This is a genomic window from Luteimonas cucumeris, from assembly GCF_007830035.1.
Lineage (GTDB): Bacteria > Pseudomonadota > Gammaproteobacteria > Xanthomonadales > Xanthomonadaceae > Luteimonas_C > Luteimonas_C cucumeris.
The window spans coordinates 102,710-121,575 of sequence record NZ_VLKN01000006.1 but is presented as its reverse complement, the minus strand read 5'-3'; the positions used below and the strand labels follow the sequence as shown (position 1 = coordinate 121,575).

Genomic DNA, 18,866 nt, shown 5'->3' with positions numbered 1-18,866 from the left:
GTCAGATCCAGGTAGACCACTACCTCGTCTGTTTGCATGAATTGCTGACTGCGCGATCGATCAGGATGCCGCCCCAGCTACCTGGATCGACATCGGCGACGGACTGGGAGAACGTCCAGACATGGCCGCCAAGATCTGCGGCCGAATATTGGCGCTCGCCATACGGGAATGTCGCGGGCTCACCAAAGATCTGAGCGCCGCCTTGCCTGGATCTCAAGTAATGGGTATCCACGTCCGCAACGCGAACCATGATCGAGTGGCTGTCCGAAGCTCCGGATGTAGCCGATTGGGTCACTACCAGATCACCCGGGCCAAAGCTGAGCTGGACTCGATGGTCTGCGATACGAAGGCGCTCGGTAAGACCGAACACACGGGTCAGCCACTCAACCGCCTGAGGTACGTCGCTGTACCCGAGAACGGGAATGATGGTGCTGTATGGCATTGAGCGGTTGCTGATCATGGCCAGCCTTGTGTTGTTGAGCAGCCCACGCATGAACCAAGTCTGCCGCGAGGCGGCTCGGCATCGAATGAATCGTCAGGCGGCGGTACGGATACCGTGACCGCCGACAGGTATCGTCTCGATGTGCTGGTCGAAGCCTGCAATCAGCGGCCTGCCACGCGAGATCGCGTCTTTGACGGAGGGTAGCGACAGCGATGCCTTGTGGCTGGCCTGGCTGTCCCAGACCTCCGTAATCCAGATAGCGTCGGCATCAGCCGGATCCTGCGCGACAACATAACTCAGGCAACCGGGCATGCCCGACACACCACCCAGAAGAATTGCGATAAGTGCGTCGCGCTGTCCCGGCGCAGCCTTCATCTTGCCGATCAATCCGTACATCTTGTTCTCTCCAATGTGCGAGGCACCAGCAGGCAGGGCGAGAGCTGCGACACAGGCCGTAGTGGCTGCAACAAATTTCCGTCTACTGAAGTGCATGACAATCCACCTGGCGCTTGGCTGGGCCGATCCGCGAATCGGGTTCGGCCTGAATGGGTTGTTGGGCCCGCACCTACAGACACGCGCCAGCCCATGAGCAGCCAATGAAGACTACTGCAAACAATGCCAGGACAACGCACGGAAATAGACAACAGGCGGAAAGCAGGAGGCGGACCAGCAGCGTGCAATCCTTACGGCGGAAGATGCCAACCATGCCGACCAAAGGCAGGGCCATGAGGACGAGCAGCATATATCTCTCGGCCGAAGTGCCATACAGCTGGTTGAACCGAGGCAACACGAAGACCGCCGCGGCCAGGAGAAGTGGGCATGCGAGCAGCCACGCGGCAAGGGAGGGCTTCTTTGGGCTCGTGACCATCTCCGTGAGCGCCCTAATGCTTGGGTTAAATCACGCCGCGAAGCGGATCGGCTTGATGACTGTTGGAGCACACTCATCACGCATATGGGGCAACAGCGTCTTATCGATGGCTGAAACTATCGACAACCTGGCTTCAAGTCAAAGCCAATGGAGTCCATCTCGCTGTTGCTTGCTAAAGACCCATGATCATTTGTAATCATTGACCAGCTCGCCGTTTGACGAAGCCTCGTACTGGGGAAGGCCGTCCGTGATCTCATAAAAGTCACACTTTTCGCCAACGAAGATATGCCCGACAGTCTTGAGGCCTGTTGGGCCGTCCAGCGAACCGGCAATGATGCCCGTGGCATCCAGATCGAAAGGTTCCCAGAACAAGCTTGATCCGCATGCGCGACAGAAGCCACGCCGTGCGATGTCCGATGTTTTGTACCAGGCCAGCCCAGTGTCTTTGGTGATGAGGATGTTGACCTTCCGCGCTTTGGAATGGGGGCCGAAGTTGCCGTGCAGACGCTGGCACATGCTGCAGTGGCAGTTGACGACATCCCGCAGGGGACCTTTGACTTCATAGCGCACGGCGCCGCAAAGACAGCCTCCGGTCGTGATCTTCTGACTTTCGGTCATGCCGTATTCCCCAGGTGCGTAGCCCCCACTGCATTGGTCGGGTGTCCAAGCGCAAGCGCCCGTACCTTACCCCATCGGCAGCTTCAGACCCTGCTCACGTGCGCATTGTTTCGCGATGTCGTAGCCGGCATCCGCGTGCCGTATCACTCCGGTGCCCGGATCATTCCAGAGCACGCGCGCGATGCGCCGGTCGGCCGCTTCGCTGCCGTCGCAGACGATGACCACGCCGGAATGCTGCGAGTAGCCCATCCCTACCCCGCCGCCATGGTGCAGCGACACCCAGGTGGCGCCACCGGCGACGTTGAGCATGGCGTTGAGCAGCGGCCAGTCGCTGACCGCGTCGCTGCCGTCCTTCATCGCTTCGGTTTCGCGGTTCGGCGAGGCCACCGAGCCGCTGTCGAGGTGATCACGGCCGATCACCACCGGCGCTTTCAACTCGCCGCTGCGCACCATTTCGTTGAACGCGAGGCCGAGCTTGTGGCGCTGACCCAGGCCGACCCAGCAGATGCGCGCCGGCAGGCCCTGGAAGCTGATGCGCTCGCGCGCCATGTCCAGCCAGCGGTGCAGGTGCTTGTCGTCGGGAATCAGTTCCTTGACCTTGGCATCGGTCCTGTAGATGTCCTCCGGATCCCCGGACAGCGCCACCCAGCGGAAGGGGCCGACGCCACGGCAGAACAACGGGCGCACGTAGGCCGGGACGAAACCGGGGAAATCGAAGGCGTTCGCACAGCCTTCGTCCTTCGCCATCTGCCGGATGTTGTTGCCGTAGTCGAAAGTGGGAATGCCCTGCTTCTGGAACGCGAGCATCGCTTCCACATGCACTCGCATCGACTGCTTGGCGGCGTCGCGCACTTTTTCCGGATGCTGTTTCTGTTCGGTGAGCCACTGCTCCACCGTCCAGCCGATCGGCAGGTAACCGTGCACCGGATCGTGCGCGCTGGTCTGATCGGTCACCGCATCCGGACGCACGCCGCGTTCTATCAACCGGGGCAGAATCTCCGCCGCATTGCCGAGCAGCGCGATCGATTTCGCTTCGCCGGCCTTCGTGTATTTCTCGATGCGTGCAAGCGCGTCGTCCAGGTCGCCCGCCTGCTCGTCGACGTAGCGCGTGCGCAGGCGCATGTCGATGCGCGATTGCTGGCATTCGATGTTGAGACTGCAGGCGCCGGCCAGCGACGCGGCCAGCGGTTGCGCGCCGCCCATGCCGCCGAGGCCCGCGGTGAGAATCCACTTGCCGGTGAGGTCGCCGCCGTAATGCTGGCGGCCCATCTCGACGAAGGTTTCGTAAGTGCCCTGCACGATGCCTTGGCTGCCGATGTAGATCCAGCTGCCGGCGGTCATCTGGCCGTACATCATCAGGCCCTTCTTATCCAGCTCGTTGAAGTGCTCCCACGTCGCCCAATGCGGCACCAGGTTGGAATTGGCGAGCAGCACGCGCGGTGCGTCGGCGTGGGTAGGGAATATGCCGACCGGCTTGCCGGACTGGACCAGCAGTGTCTCGTCGTCGCCGAGTTCCTGCAGCGACTTGAGGATGGCGTCGTAACTTTCCCAGTCGCGCGCCGCACGGCCGATGCCGCCATAGACGACGAGCTCGGCCGGATTCTCGGCCACGTCCGGATCCAGGTTGTTCTGGATCATGCGGAACGGCGCCTCGGTCAACCAGCTCCTGCAGCTGAGCGCGGTGCCGCGTGGCGCGCGGATGGTGCGGGACGGATCGTTGCGTGTGGACATGCGGACGGGCCAGAATCGAGAGGTGCGATTATCGCCCAGCGCAGGGACGGATGCAGACCAATGAAATACATACTCGCCCTGCTGTTGTTCCTGTGCCTGACGGCAACCGCGGCGGCGCCTGCGGACGATCCCGCGCGCATGCTCGTATTCACCAAGACCGGCGGTTTCCGCCACGACTCGATTCCTGTCGCGGTCGACATCTTGCGCATGCTCGGTGCCGGGCTCGGCTGGCAGGTGGACCATGGCGAGGACTCGACTGCGTTCTCGCCACGCAACCTCGCGCGCTATCGCGTGGTGGTGTTCGCGAATACGACCGGCGACGTGCTGGACGAGACACAACAGGCGGCGTTGCGCGAATACATCGAGCGCGGCGGCGGCTATGTCGGCATCCATTCCGCCGCCGATACCGAGTACGACTGGCCCTGGTACGAATCGCTCGTCGGCGCCTGGTTCCGCAGCCACCCGCCGGGATTGCAGAAGACGCGGCTGTCGTTCGCCCAGGACGGCATCGCGACACACGGTCGCGAGTGGCAGGTTACGGACGAGTTGTACAACTACCGCAGCAATCCGCGGCCGCGCGTGCGCGTGGTCGCGACCATCGACGAGCGCGGCTACACCGGCGGCACGATGGGCGCGGATCATCCGATCGCGTGGTGCCATGCCTCCGGCAAGGGGCGCGCCTGGTACACCGGCCTGGGCCACCGTGCGGAAATCTACGCCGACGAAACGTTCCGCAGGCATCTGCTGCGCGGACTGCGGCATGCGGCGGGCTCATCCACGGATTGTTGAGAAGGCGGGCTTTCCCGGCCGCGCATTTCGCGATCCGCGCCGGACGATCATTGATGTCCGAAAACGGCTAGTTCTGGCGGCCAACCGGCCTATGATGGGTCCATGCACACGACCCTGCCCCCCGCCGAAGCCTGCGATCGCGCCCGTGCCGCCAAGGACGCGCGCTTCGATGGCCTGTTCTTCACCGCTGTGCGCAGCACCGGCATCTATTGCCGTCCAGTCTGTCCGGCGCCGACGCCGAAACGCCACAACATCACCTATTACCCGACGGCCGCCGCCGCCGCGGCTGCGGGTTATCGCCCGTGCCTGCGCTGCCGGCCGGAACTGTCGCCGGAAGCGCTGGCGCGCGGCGGCGAGGACGTCGTGCAGCGTGCATTGGCACTGGTGGCAGACGGCGCACTGCAGGACGCGTCGGTGGACGCGCTGGCGCAGCGTGTCGGCGTGGGCGGAAGACAATTGCGACGCATCTTCCTGGCGCACACCGGTGCGACGCCGCTCGCGGTGCACACCACGCGCCGCCTGCTGCTGGCGAAGCAACTGCTCACGGAAACCGCATTGCCGGTGACGCAGGTCGCGCTGGCGGCCGGCTTCAACAGCCTGCGCCGCTTCAACGCGGCGTTCCAGGAAGGCTGCGGCATGGCGCCGAGCGCGATCCGCCGCCAGCATGGCGAAACGCCGGGCAACGCGTTGACGTTGCGCCTCGGTTATCGGCCGCCGCTGGATTTCGCGGCGATGCTGGCCTTCCTGGCCAAGCGCGCGATCCCGGGCATCGAACGTGTCGGCGAAGATCGTTACGAACGCGTGCTCGGGCCGATCGACGCGCCGGCCTGGATCTGCGTGACCGCACACGCGAGCCGGCCGGAACTGTCGCTGCAGATCTCCGATGTCGATCCGCGTGCGATTCCCGACATCGTGCGCCGCGTGCGCCGGATCTTCGACCTGGATGCGGACCTGCAGGAGGTGCACGCCGCGTTCAAGGGCGAACCACTGCTGGCGAAGGCGGTCCGCAGGCGTCCGGGGCTGCGCGTGCCGGGCGGTTGGGACGGCTTCGAGGTGGCGGTGCGCGCCGTGCTCGGCCAGCAGGTGAGCGTGGCCGGCGCGACCACGCTGGCGCGAAGGCTGGTCGACGCGCATGGCGAACCGGTGTCGGTCGCGCACCAGACAGCGGAGCAGACCGGACTGACGCGCGTGTTCCCGACGCCGCAGCGGCTGGTCGATGCACCGCTGGAGTCGATCGGGCTGCCGCGCTCGCGCGCCGCGACGCTGCGCTCGCTGGCGCGCGGTGTGATCGACGGCCGCATCGACTTCGACGCGGGCCAGCGTCTCGACGACTTCATCGCACGCTTCACCGCGCTGCCCGGCATCGGCCCCTGGACCGCACAGTACGTCGCGATGCGTGCACTCGGCCATCCGGATGCATTCCCGGCCGGCGACCTGGTGCTGCAGCAGGTGCTGGGCGGCGCCACCAGCGGCGATGGCCAGCGCCTGAGCGAGCGCGCCACCGATGCCCGCGCGCAACCGTGGCGGCCGTGGCGCGCCTATGCGGTGCTGCAGTTGTGGCACCTGGCCGGCGATGATGCGGCAGCAAAAAACGAACGGAGGAAACAGGCCGATGTGGTTCGATGATTTCCAGACGCCGATCGGCAAACTGGTGGTCGCCGCAGATGCGGAAGGCATCCGCCATATCCTGTTCGATCGTAACCGTTACGACGTCTCAGGCCGCGGTGCATGGCTGCGTTCGCCGCCGCGCGTGGCACACGCGCGCCGGCAACTGGAAGAATATTTCGCCGGCGAACGATGCGGGTTCGAGCTCGACCTGAAGCCTGCGGGCACACCCTTCCAGGTACTGGTCTGGAACACGCTGGCGACGATTCCCTACGGCGTGACCTGGAGCTACGGCCAGCTGGCCCGATGCATCGGCGAACCGGAGGCGGCGCGTGCGGTCGGCGCCGCGAACGGACGCAACCCGATCCCGATCGTGCTGCCCTGCCATCGGGTGATCGGCGCCGACGGCAGCCTGACCGGCTTCGGCGGCGGACTGCCCACGAAAGCGGCGTTGTTGCGGCTGGAGGGTGCGCTGGCGGTGGAGGAAGCGAAACCGGTGACGGGCGATCTGTTCGGCTGAAACGCGTCCTTGCGTATCCGGCCTCCCTTCTGTCATCCCAAACGCATCACTTGTCATCCCGAACGCAGTAAGGGATCTGCTTCTGGGTTTGTCAGCCGCAGATCAAGCAGGTCCCTCACTGCGTTCGGGATGACAATGCTTCTTTCTTGAGGGGACTCGCGCCCTTGAGGCGCTTGCACGCCGCAGCGCCCGTCATGAAAAGTCCTTCCCGCTCTGACATGCTTCACGCATTCCATCGTTCCGGAAATGCATGCGCCTGCGTCACTTCCTTCCCTTGTTCCTGTCCGCCCTGCTTCTGCAGGGTTGTGCCAGCGTGCCGGCAGCGCGCGAGGCGCCGCCGATCGTGCTGCTGGTATCGATCGATGCCTTCCATCCACGCTATCTGGACGCCGGCCTCGCGCCGAACCTGGCGCGGCTTGCCCGCGAAGGCGTCCGCGCGGAGTGGATGAATCCGTCCTATCCGTCGCTGACATTCCCGAACCACTACACGCTGGTCACCGGCTTGCGACCGGATCGCCACGGCATTGTCCACAACACGATGCGCGACGAATCATTGGGTGGGTTCCGCCTGTCCGACCGCCATGCGGTTGGCAATGGCGCCTGGTGGGGCGGCGAGCCGATCTGGATCGGCGCGCAGAAGGCGGGCCTGCGCAGCGCGACCATGTTCTGGCCCGGCAGCGAGGCCGAGATCGACGGCATGCGACCGACCCATTGGAAACCGTTCGACTACGCCGTGCCGTTCGACACGCGCGTGGACCAGCTCGTCGCCTGGCTGGATGTTCCGGCCGCGCGGCAACCGCAGCTGGCGACGTTGTACTTCGAGAAGGTGGACAAGGCCGCGCACGAAACCGGGCCGGATTCGGCGCAGACGCGCGCGGCAATCGTCGAGACCGATGCCGCGATCGGGCGGCTGCTGCGCCGCCTGGCTGCGCGCGGCCTGCTCGATCGCACCAACCTGATCGTGGTTTCCGACCACGGCATGGCCACGGTCGCGCCCGGACACGCGATCGCGGTCGAGGACATGGTGCCGCCGGCGGACGCGACGGTGGTCTCGATCGGCCAGTCGATCGGCATCGCGCCCCAACCAGGCCGCAAGGCGCAGGTCGAAGCACGGCTGCTCGGCGCGCATCCGCAGTACGACTGCTGGCGCAAGGGCGAACTGCCGGTGCGCTGGGATTACGGCAGCCATCCACGGATCCCGCCTATCGTGTGCCAGATGCATGAAGGCTGGGACGCGCTGCCGCGCGCGGTGCTGGAGCAGCGCCCGAAGGAGGGGACGCGCGGCTCGCATGGCTTCGATCCGGCCCTGCCGTCGATGCGCGCCCTGTTCATCGCACACGGCCCCGCCTTCCACAGTGGCGTGGTGTTGCCACCGTTCGACAACGTCGACGTGTATCCGTTGCTGGCGCAGCTGCTTGGCATTCGCCCCGCCGCAAACGACGGCGACCCGGGCCGGCTGCTGCCGGCATTGCGGCCTGGCGTGGCCGCCACCCACGCGGATTGACGTTGGTATTGGCACCCTCGGAAGGAGACCGCCCATGCGTAAACTCGTACTAGTCGCTGCCTCCGGCCTGGTGGCCGGCGCCTTTGTCGCAACGGCCGTATCGGCACAGACCACTGCCCCGCAGACCGGCGCCGCACCAGCGGCCAAACAGGACGCGGCCACGCAGCCCCGCAAGGATCCGCGCGATGTCGACGGCGACCATCGCGCCAGCTGGGATGAATATCGCAATGCGATGGCCGACAACTTCACCCGCCTCGACGTCAACAAGGACGGCGTGCTGGAAAGCGCGGAACTGCCGCAACAGCCCAAGCCGCAGCCGGGCCAGAAGCTGTCGCGCGCGCAGTTCGACAGCCAGCTGCGTGCCGGTTTCGACCGCCTCGACACCAACAAGGATGGCTACCTCGCCGGCGCGGAATTCCCGACCGCCAAGAAGTAAGCCGCATCCGTCAGGGGATGGATCGCCGGCGGCGCCCCGCGCGCCGGCGATCCACGTTGCAAGCCGTCAGTGCGCGTTCAATGCCGCAATCGCGCGCCGGTATCCGGCGGCGATGCGCTCGCGGTCGACATGGCGGCCAGCCTCGACCACGCGCCGGCCATCGACCACGACACGATCGACGAGATTGCGGTTGCCGCTGAATATCCAGCGGTCGACGACGTCGTCGGCATGGGCGCCCGCCAGCTGCGGCGCATCGGCGTCGAGGCTGACGTCGTCGCCTGAAGTGTCGAACCCGGTCGAATTGGCCGCGCTGGCCACGACTCCGTGCAGCAGTGTCTCGCCGACGCTGGGCGAATCCTCGCGCACGGCGATGTTGCGATGGCGCGTGTGCAGGCGCTGGCCGTATTCCAGCCAGCGCAGTTCCTCCACCGGCGACACCGAGATATGCGAATCCGAACCGATGCCCCAGGCGCCGTTCGCCGCCAGGTAGTCGCGTAGCGGGAACAGGCCGTCGCCGAGGTTGGCCTCGGTGGTCGGGCAGATCGCCACGGTGGCGCCGCTGCGGGCGACGCCGCGCACTTCGGCCGGGGTCAAGTGGGTGGCATGCACCAGCGTCCAGCGCGGATCAACCGCGGCATTGGACAACAACCATTCGACCGGGCGCGCGCCACGGATCGCGGTGCAGTCCTGCACTTCGCCGATCTGTTCGGCGATGTGGATATGGACGCGCATCTCCTGCGGCAACGCCGCCAGTACCTCCTGCATCGCGTCCGGCGGAACCGCGCGCAGGCTGTGCAGCGCGCAGCCGATGCGCAGGCCTTCGTTTTCCTGCGCGCGCAGCGATTCCAGCAGGCGCAGGTAACCGTCGATCGAATGTCCGAAGCGGCGCTGTCGCTGCGTGAGTTCACGCCCGTCGAAACCGCCAGTCATGTACAGCACCGGCAGCAAGGTCATGCGGATGCCGGTATCGCGCGCAGCGGCGATCAGGGCGCGCGACATCGCGGCCGGATCGGCATAGGGCTGGCCGTCCGGCGCGTGATGGAGATAGTGGAACTCGCAGACGGTGGTGTAGCCGGCTTCCAGCATTTCGGCATACAGCTGCGCGGCCACGGCGCGCAGCCTGTCGGGGTCGAAACGCGCCGCCATCCGGTACATGGTCTCGCGCCAGGTCCAGAACGAATCCTGGGGATGCGTCTGCCGCTCGGCCATGCCCGCCATCGCGCGCTGGAACGCGTGCGAATGCAGGTTGGCGATACCAGGCAAGGTCCAGCCGGCGTGCGCGGCATCGTGCTTCCAGCCTGTCGGTGTCCAGCTCGTCGCGTCGCTCATGGCGGCATTCTGACCCGGCTCAAGCCGCAATGCGACCGATCCGGATGCAGCCCTTACAATCGGCGCATGACCGCTGCCGTCGACAACCGCTGGGATGGACTGATCGTTGGCGCCGCGCTGGCCACGCTCGATGCGGAGGCCGGTTACGGCGCGATCGAAGACGGCGCACTCGGCTGGCATGACGGCAGGCTGGTTTTCGTAGGACCGCGCGCCGCCTTGGCGGATACGCCCGATGTCGTCGCGAAGCAGGTGGTCGACGCCGGCGGTGGCTGGATTACCCCGGGCCTGGTCGATTGCCACACGCACCTCGTTTTCGCGGGCGATCGTGCCGGCGAATTCGAGCAGCGGCTGCAGGGCGCCAGCTACGAACAGATCGCGCGCGCCGGTGGCGGCATCGTTTCCAGCGTACGTGCCACCCGTGCCGCGAGCGAGGACGAGCTGCTGGCGCAATCGCTTCCGCGCGCGCGCGCGCTGCTCGCCGATGGCGTCACCACGATCGAGATCAAGTCCGGCTATGGCCTGGATTACGACAACGAGCGCAAGATGCTGCGCGTCGCGCGCCGCATCGGCGAGGTACTCGGTGTCGGTGTGCGCACCACCTTCCTCGGCGCGCACGCGCTGCCGCCTGAATTCAGCGGCAACGCCGACGGCTACATCGATGCGGTCTGCGCGTGGCTGCCGCGCCTGCACGACGAAGGCCTGGTCGATGCCGTCGACGCGTTCTGCGAGCGCATCGGGTTCGATGCCGCGCAGACGCGGCGCGTCTTCGACGCGGCACGCGCGCTGGGGCTTCCGGTCAAGCTGCATGCCGACCAGCTCAGCGACGGCCATGGCGCCGCGCTGGTGGCCGGCTTCGACGGATTGTCGGCGGACCACGTCGAGCACACCTCGCCCGAGGGCGTACGGGCGATGGCCGAGCACGGCACGGTGGCGGTGCTGCTGCCCGGCGCGTTCCATGTGCTGCGCGAGACGAAGCTGCCGCCGCTGGACGCGTTCCGCGCGCACCAGGTACCGATGGCGGTGGCGACCGACTGCAATCCCGGCACCTCGCCGCTGCAGTCGCTGCGTCTGGCGATGTCGCTTGCGTGCACGCATTTCAAGCTGACGCCCGAGGAGGCGCTGCGCGGCGCGACCGTGCATGGCGCGCGTGCGCTGGGCCTGCGCGATCGCGGCGTGCTGCGCATGGGCGCACGCGCCGATTTCGTGCACTGGGCCATCGCGCGCCCGGCGGAACTCTGTTATTGGCTCGGGGGCGCGCTGGCGCAATCCATTTTCGTAGGTGGGCAACGGCTCGCCTGATCAACCTGCTGGGGAGAATGCAATGCGTTTGAAAGCTGTCGCCGTTTCCATCCTGATCGCCCTCGCCTCGCCGGCCTTCGCTGCCGACACCACTGCACGACAACTGGCGCAGGACGCCATCATCGTCGACACCCATATCGATGCACCCGGCGGACTGATGTCGCACTGGGCCGACCTCGGCAAGGCTTCCCCCAAGTTCGAGTTTGACTATCCACGGGCGCGCGACGGCGGCCTGGATGTCGCGTTCATGTCGATCTACACCTCAGCCAAGCAGGATGCGGACGGCAGCGCGCGGCAGGTAGCCCACGAGATGATCGACGCCGTCGAGGCGCTGGCGGCGCGCCATCCGGACAAGTTCGCGCTGCTGCATTCTCCGAAGGATGTCGAGCGCCTGCGCCAGGGCGGACGCGTGCTGCTGCCGCTGGGCATGGAAAACGCCGCACCGATCGGCGATGACCTGTCGCAGCTTCAGGTCTTCTTCGATCGCGGCGTGCGCTACATCACGCTGGCCCACAGCGCCGCCAACCGTCTGGCCGATTCGTCCTATGGCGTCGAACGCAAGTGGCACGGGCTGAGCCCGTTCGGCAAGCAGGTGGTCGCCGAGATGAACCGGCTCGGCATCATGGTCGACGTCTCGCACATCTCGGACGAATCGGCGCACGAGACGATCGCGCTGAGCAAGGCACCGGTGATCGCCAGCCACTCCGCCTTCCGTCATTTCACACCCGGCTTCGAGCGCAACATCAGCGACGAGCTGGCCAAGGCCGTCGCCGAGAAAGGCGGCGTGGTGCAGATTCCGTTCGGCACCGCCTTCGTCGATCCGGTCAGTGCTGCCAACACGCAGGCGCACTTCCGCGCCATCAACGAGTTCAACAAGCGCAACGCCGAATTGAAGGCCGCCGGCAAGCCGCTGGAAAGCGAAGAAGCATTCGAGGCAGCCTGGGCCAAGGCGCATCCGGCACCCGTCACGAAGATCGATGCGGTGCTGGATCAGATCGACTACGCAGTGAAGTTGATCGGCATCGACCACGTCGGCATCGGCTCCGACTTCGACGGCGTCGGCGGCGAACTGCCCGACGGCCTGCGCACCGTCGCCGACTTCCCGAACCTGGTCGCCGGCCTGCAGGCGCGCGGCTACAAGGACGAGGACATCCGCAAGATCCTCGGCGAAAACCTGCTGCGCGTATGGGCGGCGGTCGAAGTGGCAGCCGCACAGTAAGAGCTTGCAGAGTGGGGCTTGCTTCGCTGCTTTGGCTTGTCTCCTTCCCCTTCAAGGGGAAGGCCGGGATGGGGATGGGGTTGATGTTGCCGTGAAGATCAAAGCCAAACCCGTCCCACCCAACCGTCCCATGAAGGGGAGAGCTAAAAGCAGCGGAGTTAGCTCCGCGCTACACCACGTCTACTTTGCAGCCAGCGAATCCGGCGTCAGCGTGCGCTGCACCTTGCCGTCGGCATCGAGAAATTCGATGCTGGCCGCGCCATCCGCGGCGACCTGCAGACGCAGCCGGGTCTTGCCGTTGCCATCCTTCAGGTTCACCAGCGAACTCCTGCTGTCGTTCTTGCCGATGAACAGGCGCTGCTGGCCGTAATAGTTGCTGGTGTAGCGTTCCTGCATCAGCTTCTTGCGCTGGGCTTCCGGCATCGCGTCGATCCTGGCCTTTTCCTCGATATCGGCGACGATCGAACGATGCGGGCGATCGCTGACGATCATGCCGGCGATTTCCCTGCCGTCGTCCTGCGTGCCCAGCAGTTGCACGACCTGGTCGTGCTCGTACTGGTCGAAGGTCAGGCTGCCGCCCGCACCGGTCACCTTGCCGTTCTCGCGCTTGCCGGCGAAGATCAGGCCGCCATTTTCGGTGCCCTCATCGTTGAAGAAGAGCATGCCGGCCTGCGGGCGCTTGTGAGCATATTCCTTGCCTTTCACGATCAGGCCGGGAAAACGCTGGTGGTTGGAGATCACCATCCGCAGCGTGCCGTCCGCCTCTCGCACGTTGATGCGCTGTACGTCGATCTCATCGAACTTGCCGCTCCGCGCCGCGCTGGCGCCGGTCAGCACGACTGCGGCAAAGACCAAGGTGAGCACGCCCGAATAGCAGGCCAGGTAACGTTCCGACTTCGACATTGCGAATCTCCTTCTTCGACTGAGCGCGCAAGGTCGCGCATCCTGCCGATGCCGTTGAAGTGCCGGTCGTCACCATGAAAAAAGCCCCGCAATGGCGGGGCTTTTTTTGCAACGCAGCAGCCGGCGTTTATTCCGGCTTGGCGACCGCCTTCTTGGCAACGGCCTTCTTCGCCGGCGCCTTGGCAACGGTCTTGCCCGCGGCCTTCTTCACCACTGGCGCGCCGGTCGTGCCGGTGGCCTTGGCGGTAGCGTGCGAGCGCGCATTGCCATAGCTGGAGTTGTAGCGCTTGCCCTTGGCGGTCTTGCGGTCGCCCTTGCCCATGATCGTGCTCCTGATCTCGTTTGAACCTGATTCGTCGAATTCGCGTGCGCCGGCGGTGCAGCGCGCAGCCGCGAATGCTAGCACGTAGCGCCTGTCAGCGGCTTCCAGTGGCGGCGGTATGACTCAGCCGCAGGTTGACGAAGTGCGCCGCGGCCAGCATCAGGCCGCCGATCGTCATCAGCACCGCGTGCGTCAGGCCGTGGTGGTGCAAGGGGCTGAACGTCGCCACCCAGACCAGCGCCAGCGCCGGCAGCAGCAACGCCCATGCCCGGAATGCGCGGTGGCGACGGTAGCCCAAGGTCAGCGTGGTCCCCGCCAGCAGCGTGGCGAAGATCACGAAGCCCTGGTCCAGGTCGATCCAGCCGCCCACGTTCAGGCCCAGCGCCGGCAGCAGCGCGATCAGCACCGGCAGCAAGGCGCAATGCAGCGCACACAGGAAGGAGGCGGCGAAGCCGAAGCGGTCGGCGCGGCGAAGCGTGGTTTCGGAGGTGGACATGACTTTAGTGGGGTGCGGCCGATTTTGAAACATTATAACATCTCATTCCGGTCCCGTATCTTACTCCAAACCCCATGACTCGATCCGCTCTGCGTCGCGCTCCGCTGTTCCTGGCTCTCGGGCTGGTTTCCGCCCCGCTCTGGGCCTCCACGCCGGTCGACCAGACCGACCCCCGCCACGCCGAACCGCGAACCCTGGACGCGGTCGAGGTGAAGGCCACGCCACTGCCCGATACCGCGGAAAACCTGGCGCGGCCGGTCGAGGTCCTGTCCGGCGCGCGGCTGGACGAGGCCAAGGCCAACTCGCTGGGCGAGACGGTCAACAAGCTGCCCGGCGTGCAGTCCTCCTATTTCGGCCCCGGCGTCGGTCGTCCGATCGTGCGCGGCTTCGACGGCGCGCGCGTGCAGGTGCTCAGCGACGGCCTCGGCTCCGGCGACGTGTCCACCGTCAGCGCCGACCATGCGGTCACGATCGAACCGTTCCTGGCCGACCAGATCGAGGTGCTCAAGGGCCCGGCGACCTTGTTGTATGGCAGCGGCGCGATCGGTGGCGCGGTCAACGTGATCGACGGCCGCATTCCCGAGGTCGAGCCCGACGAACCCTTCCAGGGCCGCGCCGAAGTGCGCGCCGACAGCGTCAACGACGGCGGCACCGGCATGCTCCGGCTCGACGGCGCCACCGGCAACGGCTTCGTCTTCCATTTCGACGGCCTGCATCGCGAGACCGGCGACTATTCCATCCCCGGCTACGCGGAAAGCGCGCGTCAGCTCGCCGAAGAAGGCGAGACCCCGGACCCGGACACGCACGGCGTACTGCCCAACAGCGCGCTGCGCACCAACAGTGCCGCGCTCGGGCTGTCCTGGGTCGGCGATGCCGGCTTCCTCGGCGCCGGCTACAGCCTCTACTCGACCCGCTACGGCGTGCCCGGCCATTCGCACGAACACGAACATGGCGAAGACGAGCACGGCCACGAGGAGGAACACGAGGAGGAAGCCGGCCACGAGGAAGACGGCGTGCGCATCGTCATGGACCAGCGCCGCACCGAAGCGCGCGGCGGCCTGAACGACATCGGTCCGTTCAAATCGCTGCGCGCCAAGCTGGCGCGCAGCGAATACACGCACACCGAATTCGAAGGCGACGTCGTCGGCACGGTCTTCGACAACGACAGCACCGAAGGCCGCGTCGAACTGGTGCATCAGCCGTTCGGCGGTTTCGACGGCGCGTTCGGCCTGCAATTTGCGCGGCGCGACTTCCTCGCGATCGGCGACGAGGCGTTCGTGCCGGCATCTAAGTCGCGCGATGCTGGCCTGTTCTGGATCGGCCAGCGCCAGTTCGATGCGCTCAAGCTGGAACTGGGCGCGCGCCACGACCAGAACAGGATCGACGTCGACGACCGCACCGCGATCGGGCCGGATCGCGATTTCGATACCACCAGCCTGTCGGCGGCGCTGCAGTGGGATTTCAGCGAAGCGTTCCACCTGTCGCTCGGACTGGACCGTGCGCAACGCTCGCCGACCGCTGAAGAGCTGTATTCCAACGGCGTGCACGTGGCCACGGGCAGCGTCGAACTCGGCGCCCCCGACCTCGACGTCGAAACCGCCAACCGCGCAGAACTGGGCCTGCATTGGCACCGCGGTCCGTTGAAACTCGGTGCGGCGCTGTACCACGTGCGCTATGACGATTTCATCTATCTGGCCGATACCGGCGTCGAGGAACACGACGGTCCGGTGCGGCTGTGGACCCAGGACGATGCCCGCTTCAACGGTGCCGAAGCCGAGGCCGACTGGAACTTCGCGCAGAACGACAGCGGCAGCTGGAACGCGCGCCTGTTCGGCGACATCGTGCGCGGTGAACTCAGCGGCAGTGGTTCGCGTGAAGTGGGTTTTTCGGTGCCGCATGGCGACCACACGCACGACTACAGCGTCGACCTCGCGCGTGGTGGCAACCTGCCGCGGATCGCACCTTGGCGTGTCGGCGGCGAGCTGCGCTGGGAACGCGGACCGATGCGCGCGTCGCTGGGCGCGGTGCGCTACGCGGAGCAGGATCGCGTCGCCGAATTCGAAAGCGCCACGCCCGGCTACACACTCGTCGATGCGCACCTGGCCTGGCATGGTGACACCGCCGGCGGCAACGCCTGGGAAGTCTTCGTCGACGGCAGCAATCTGCTCGACAAAGAGGCCCGCCCGCACACCTCGTTCCTGAAGGATGTGGCACCGTTGCCGGGACGCGGCGTGTCGTTCGGCGTCCGCGCCTTCTTCTGATGACCGCGATTCCGGAACCCGTGGCGGCCTTCCTCTTCATCGGGATCGGCGCCACGATCGTGCTCGACCTGTGGAGTGTCGTGCTTACGCGCGGCTTCGGCGTGCCCACCGCGAACTGGGCGTTGGTGGGGCGCTGGCTCGCGCACATCCCTCGTGGACGCTTCCTGCACGAACCCATCGCTGCTACACCTGCAGTGCGCGGCGAGCGCCTGCTCGGCTGGACTTTCCACTACGCGGTCGGCATCGCCTTCGCGGCCCTGCTGCTGACGACGCAGGGAGCGGACTGGCTGCGCCACCCCACCCTGCTGCCGGCGTTGTGCGTCGGCCTGCTCACGGTGGTGTTTCCCTTTTTCGTCATGCAGCCTGGCATGGGTGCCGGCATTGCGGCGTCGAGAACGCCGAATCCCACGCAGTCCCGCCTGCGCAGTCTCACGGCGCACGCCGTCTTCGGCGTCGGCTTGTATCTGTCGGCGTGGCTGTGGGTGCTGGTGATGGCCCCTGTCGGACAAGGCCAGAGCTGAGGCTTACGACGCCTTTGCGCAGTTGGCGCAGAGGCCATGCACTTCCAGGGTTTGCGCCTGCGGCACGAAACCCAGCGCGCGGGCGCGTTCGTCGAGCTGCGCGACCACGTGCTCGTCTTCCAGCTCGACTGCGGCATGGCAACGATTGCAGATCAGGAACGGCACCGAGTGCTGCGCGGTGCTGGGGTGGTGGCAAGCGACGAAGGCGTTGACCGATTCGAGCTTGTGGATGAAGCCGTTGGCGAGCAGGAAGTCCAGCGCGCGATAGACGGTCGGCGGCGCCGCAGCACCGGCACCTTCGCCGCTGCGCACCTGTTCGAGCAGGTCATAGGCCTTCAGCGGCTTGCCGCCATCGGCGATCAGGCCCAGCACGCGGGCGCGGATCGGCGTCAAACGCAGGCCACGCTCGTTGCAGGCACGCTCGACCGCGGACACGAAGCCGGAGGCGTCGTGCACGTGATGCTTGGGATCGATGCAGCTGTGCGTGGCCATGGCCGGATAATGGTGGCGCCGAGGCCCGGACTCAAGCCGTGCCGGCGACCGGGGCAATGCGCTGCAACGCCGCATCGATGCGTTTCAGCGCTTCGCCCTGCCCGGCCAGGTAGACCGTATGCGAGATGTCGGGGCTGACCTGGGTACCGGTGATCGCCACGCGCAGCGGCTGCGCGATCTTGCCCATGCCGATGCCGAGCGCCTCGGCCACTTCATGCAGCGCGGCAGCCACGGTTTCGGCCGTCCACGACGGCAGCTTCGACAAACGCGCGCGCGCTTCGGCCAGCGGCGCGGAGGCCGCTGCTGTCAGGTGCTTGGCGACGGCGGCATCGTCGTACTGCGTCAGCGGCTGGTACCAGACTGCGGCACGCGCGGCCATCTCCTTCAGCGTCTGCACGCGATCGCGCAATGCGACCACCACGTCGGCCGGCGCCGGACCCTGGGCGAGGTCGAAGCCTGCCTTGCACAGATGCCATTCGAGGTGTCGGGCGACCTCGTTCGGATCGTCGTTCTTCAGATACTGCTGGTTGAGCCAGCCGAGCTTGGCCGGATCCAGCCGCGAGGCCTTGGCGTTGACGTCCTTCAGGTCGAACAGTTCGATCATCTCCGCGATCGAGAAGATTTCCTGGTCGCCATGCGACCAGCCGAGGCGCACCAGATAGTTCAACAGCGCATGCGGCAGGTAGCCTTCATCGCGATACTGCATCACGTCGGCGGCGCCGGTGCGCTTGGACAGCTTGGCGCCATCCGGATCCAGGATCATCGGCAGGTGCGCGAAATACGGTACCGGTGCGCCCAGCGCTTGGTAGATGTTGACCTGGCGCGGCGTGTTGTTGACGTGGTCGTCGCCGCGCACGACGTCGGTGATCCGCATGTCGAGATCGTCGACCACCACTGCGAAGTTATAGGTGGGATAGCCGTCGGAGCGGAGGATCACCAGATCGTCGAGCTCGTCGTTGCTCCACTCGATGCGGCCCTTGACCTTGTCCTCGAACACGACGCTGCCGCCGACCGGATTCCTGAAACGGATCACGCGGTTCGGGTCTTCCCGGAACGGTTCGTTGCGATCACGATACGCACCGTTGTAGCGTGGCTTCTCGTTCGCGGCCATCGCCTTTTCGCGCATCGCTTCGAGATCCTCCTTCGTTTCGTAGGCGTAATACGCATGGCCGGAAGCGAGCAACTGTTCCGCCACTTCGCGGTAACGTTCCAGACGTTGCGTCTGGTAGATCGGGCCCTCGTCGTAGTCCAGGCCCAGCCAGGCCATCGCTTCCAGGATCGCATCGATCGCCGCCTGCGTGCTGCGCTCACGGTCGGTGTCCTCGATGCGCAGGATGAACTGGCCGCCGCGGCGACGCGCTTCCAGCCAGCAGTACAGCGCGGTGCGCGCGCCGCCGATGTGCAGGTAGCCGGTGGGACTGGGGGCGAAACGGGTACGGCAGGTCATGCGAAGGCCAGATCTACGGAATGCAGCCATTTTACCGCGTCACGCCGTCATCGAACGCAGCATG

The 18,866-nt window shown here is 66.1% G+C and carries 19 protein-coding genes; 9 read left to right on the top strand and 10 right to left on the bottom strand.

What is annotated here, in order from left to right:
• Positions 1-19 precede the first annotated feature (19 nt).
• From IP90_RS13025 to hutU, 4 genes are all read right to left on the bottom strand, one after another.
• Positions 20-493: a VOC family protein gene (locus IP90_RS13025; RefSeq protein WP_242007592.1), complete on the bottom strand. Its 474-nt coding sequence runs from the start codon at positions 491-493 to the stop codon at positions 20-22.
• Positions 494-535: 42 nt separating this feature from the next.
• Positions 536-838: a putative quinol monooxygenase gene (locus tag IP90_RS13020; RefSeq protein ID WP_144900088.1), complete on the bottom strand. Its 303-nt coding sequence runs from the start codon at positions 836-838 to the stop codon at positions 536-538.
• Between the two features lie 658 nt (positions 839-1,496).
• Positions 1,497-1,928, bottom strand: coding sequence for a GFA family protein (locus IP90_RS13015; protein ID WP_144900087.1), 432 nt, complete (start codon positions 1,926-1,928; stop codon positions 1,497-1,499).
• Positions 1,929-1,994: 66 nt separating this feature from the next.
• A complete protein-coding gene (gene hutU / locus IP90_RS13010) occupies positions 1,995-3,659 on the bottom strand; it encodes a urocanate hydratase (RefSeq protein ID WP_144900086.1) in 1,665 nt (554 codons plus the stop codon).
• Between the two features lie 60 nt (positions 3,660-3,719).
• Here hutU and IP90_RS13005 point away from each other — a divergent pair, with 60 nt between their 5' ends.
• The 5 genes from IP90_RS13005 to IP90_RS12985 all read left to right on the top strand — a co-directional run bounded on the left by IP90_RS13005 (position 3,720) and on the right by IP90_RS12985 (position 8,513).
• Positions 3,720-4,448, top strand: a complete 729-nt coding sequence (locus IP90_RS13005; RefSeq protein ID WP_144900085.1) for a ThuA domain-containing protein — start codon at positions 3,720-3,722, stop codon at positions 4,446-4,448.
• Between the two features lie 102 nt (positions 4,449-4,550).
• Positions 4,551-6,074 (top strand): DNA-3-methyladenine glycosylase 2, encoded by a 1,524-nt coding sequence (locus IP90_RS13000; RefSeq protein WP_144900084.1) that lies wholly within the window; start codon positions 4,551-4,553, stop codon positions 6,072-6,074.
• Positions 6,061-6,573 (top strand): methylated-DNA--[protein]-cysteine S-methyltransferase, encoded by a 513-nt coding sequence (locus IP90_RS12995; protein ID WP_144900083.1) that lies wholly within the window; start codon positions 6,061-6,063, stop codon positions 6,571-6,573. The genes IP90_RS13000 and IP90_RS12995 overlap by 14 nt, the downstream gene beginning before the upstream one ends.
• Before the next feature lie 250 nt (positions 6,574-6,823).
• Positions 6,824-8,077, top strand: coding sequence for an alkaline phosphatase family protein (locus IP90_RS12990; protein WP_144900082.1), 1,254 nt, complete (start codon positions 6,824-6,826; stop codon positions 8,075-8,077).
• Positions 8,078-8,111: 34 nt separating this feature from the next.
• The gene (locus IP90_RS12985; protein WP_144900081.1) at positions 8,112-8,513 is read left to right on the top strand and encodes an EF-hand domain-containing protein; all 402 of its coding nucleotides are present in this window, start codon (positions 8,112-8,114) and stop codon (positions 8,511-8,513) included.
• A gap of 66 nt (positions 8,514-8,579) precedes the next feature.
• On the opposite strand, the gene IP90_RS12980 is transcribed toward IP90_RS12985, so the two are convergent.
• Positions 8,580-9,872, bottom strand: coding sequence for a formimidoylglutamate deiminase (locus IP90_RS12980; protein ID WP_425477113.1), 1,293 nt, complete (start codon positions 9,870-9,872; stop codon positions 8,580-8,582).
• A 36-nt stretch (positions 9,873-9,908) separates the two neighbouring features.
• On the opposite strand from IP90_RS12980, the gene hutI reads away from it, so the two are divergent.
• On the top strand, positions 9,909-11,141 hold the full coding sequence (gene hutI / locus IP90_RS12975; protein ID WP_144900079.1) for an imidazolonepropionase: 1,233 nt from the start codon (positions 9,909-9,911) through the stop codon (positions 11,139-11,141).
• 22 nt (positions 11,142-11,163) lie between these two features.
• The gene (locus IP90_RS12970) at positions 11,164-12,360 is read left to right on the top strand and encodes a dipeptidase (RefSeq protein ID WP_144900078.1); all 1,197 of its coding nucleotides are present in this window, start codon (positions 11,164-11,166) and stop codon (positions 12,358-12,360) included.
• Between the two features lie 180 nt (positions 12,361-12,540).
• Here the strand turns inward: IP90_RS12970 and IP90_RS12965 are convergent, their stop codons facing one another.
• From IP90_RS12965 to IP90_RS12955, 3 genes are all read right to left on the bottom strand, one after another.
• Entirely contained in the window at positions 12,541-13,263 is a 723-nt protein-coding gene (locus IP90_RS12965) for a hypothetical protein (protein ID WP_144900077.1), read from the bottom strand.
• A gap of 127 nt (positions 13,264-13,390) precedes the next feature.
• On the bottom strand, positions 13,391-13,585 hold the full coding sequence (locus IP90_RS12960) for a 30S ribosomal protein THX (protein WP_144900076.1): 195 nt from the start codon (positions 13,583-13,585) through the stop codon (positions 13,391-13,393).
• A gap of 94 nt (positions 13,586-13,679) precedes the next feature.
• Positions 13,680-14,081: a MerC domain-containing protein gene (locus IP90_RS12955; protein ID WP_144900075.1), complete on the bottom strand. Its 402-nt coding sequence runs from the start codon at positions 14,079-14,081 to the stop codon at positions 13,680-13,682.
• 74 nt (positions 14,082-14,155) lie between these two features.
• Between IP90_RS12955 and IP90_RS12950 the strand changes: the two genes are divergently transcribed.
• Both IP90_RS12950 and IP90_RS12945 read left to right on the top strand, forming a co-directional pair.
• A complete protein-coding gene (locus IP90_RS12950) occupies positions 14,156-16,342 on the top strand; it encodes a TonB-dependent receptor (RefSeq protein WP_144900074.1) in 2,187 nt (728 codons plus the stop codon).
• Positions 16,342-16,863: a DUF2938 domain-containing protein gene (locus tag IP90_RS12945; RefSeq protein WP_144900073.1), complete on the top strand. Its 522-nt coding sequence runs from the start codon at positions 16,342-16,344 to the stop codon at positions 16,861-16,863. The genes IP90_RS12950 and IP90_RS12945 overlap by 1 nt, the downstream gene beginning before the upstream one ends.
• A gap of 3 nt (positions 16,864-16,866) precedes the next feature.
• On the opposite strand, the gene IP90_RS12940 is transcribed toward IP90_RS12945, so the two are convergent.
• Positions 16,867-17,355, bottom strand: coding sequence for a Fur family transcriptional regulator (locus IP90_RS12940; RefSeq protein ID WP_144900072.1), 489 nt, complete (start codon positions 17,353-17,355; stop codon positions 16,867-16,869).
• 31 nt (positions 17,356-17,386) lie between these two features.
• Complete coding sequence (gltX, locus tag IP90_RS12935; protein WP_144900071.1) at positions 17,387-18,802, bottom strand: glutamate--tRNA ligase; 1,416 nt, start codon at positions 18,800-18,802, stop codon at positions 17,387-17,389.
• Positions 18,803-18,866: the final 64 nt, after the last annotated feature.

What these genes read in the sequence shown, in the direction of transcription:
- IP90_RS12940 (WP_144900072.1), bottom strand. Translation starts at nt 17,355, where the DNA reads ATGGCCACGCACAGCTGCATCGATCCCAAGCATCACGTGCACGACGCC.
- hutI (WP_144900079.1), top strand. Translation starts at nt 9,909, where the DNA reads ATGACCGCTGCCGTCGACAACCGCTGGGATGGACTGATCGTTGGCGCC.
- IP90_RS12960 (WP_144900076.1), bottom strand. Translation starts at nt 13,585, where the DNA reads ATGGGCAAGGGCGACCGCAAGACCGCCAAGGGCAAGCGCTACAACTCC.
- IP90_RS12955 (WP_144900075.1), bottom strand. Translation starts at nt 14,081, where the DNA reads ATGTCCACCTCCGAAACCACGCTTCGCCGCGCCGACCGCTTCGGCTTC.
- IP90_RS12945 (WP_144900073.1), top strand. Translation starts at nt 16,342, where the DNA reads ATGACCGCGATTCCGGAACCCGTGGCGGCCTTCCTCTTCATCGGGATC.
- IP90_RS13000 (WP_144900084.1), top strand. Translation starts at nt 4,551, where the DNA reads ATGCACACGACCCTGCCCCCCGCCGAAGCCTGCGATCGCGCCCGTGCC.
- IP90_RS13015 (WP_144900087.1), bottom strand. Translation starts at nt 1,928, where the DNA reads ATGACCGAAAGTCAGAAGATCACGACCGGAGGCTGTCTTTGCGGCGCC.
- IP90_RS13005 (WP_144900085.1), top strand. Translation starts at nt 3,720, where the DNA reads ATGAAATACATACTCGCCCTGCTGTTGTTCCTGTGCCTGACGGCAACC.
- IP90_RS12965 (WP_144900077.1), bottom strand. Translation starts at nt 13,263, where the DNA reads ATGTCGAAGTCGGAACGTTACCTGGCCTGCTATTCGGGCGTGCTCACC.
- IP90_RS12950 (WP_144900074.1), top strand. Translation starts at nt 14,156, where the DNA reads ATGACTCGATCCGCTCTGCGTCGCGCTCCGCTGTTCCTGGCTCTCGGG.
- IP90_RS12970 (WP_144900078.1), top strand. Translation starts at nt 11,164, where the DNA reads ATGCGTTTGAAAGCTGTCGCCGTTTCCATCCTGATCGCCCTCGCCTCG.
- hutU (WP_144900086.1), bottom strand. Translation starts at nt 3,659, where the DNA reads ATGTCCACACGCAACGATCCGTCCCGCACCATCCGCGCGCCACGCGGC.
- IP90_RS12995 (WP_144900083.1), top strand. Translation starts at nt 6,061, where the DNA reads ATGTGGTTCGATGATTTCCAGACGCCGATCGGCAAACTGGTGGTCGCC.
- IP90_RS13025 (WP_242007592.1), bottom strand. Translation starts at nt 493, where the DNA reads ATGCGTGGGCTGCTCAACAACACAAGGCTGGCCATGATCAGCAACCGC.
- IP90_RS12985 (WP_144900081.1), top strand. Translation starts at nt 8,112, where the DNA reads ATGCGTAAACTCGTACTAGTCGCTGCCTCCGGCCTGGTGGCCGGCGCC.
- IP90_RS12990 (WP_144900082.1), top strand. Translation starts at nt 6,824, where the DNA reads ATGCGCCTGCGTCACTTCCTTCCCTTGTTCCTGTCCGCCCTGCTTCTG.
- IP90_RS13020 (WP_144900088.1), bottom strand. Translation starts at nt 838, where the DNA reads ATGTACGGATTGATCGGCAAGATGAAGGCTGCGCCGGGACAGCGCGAC.
- gltX (WP_144900071.1), bottom strand. Translation starts at nt 18,802, where the DNA reads ATGACCTGCCGTACCCGTTTCGCCCCCAGTCCCACCGGCTACCTGCAC.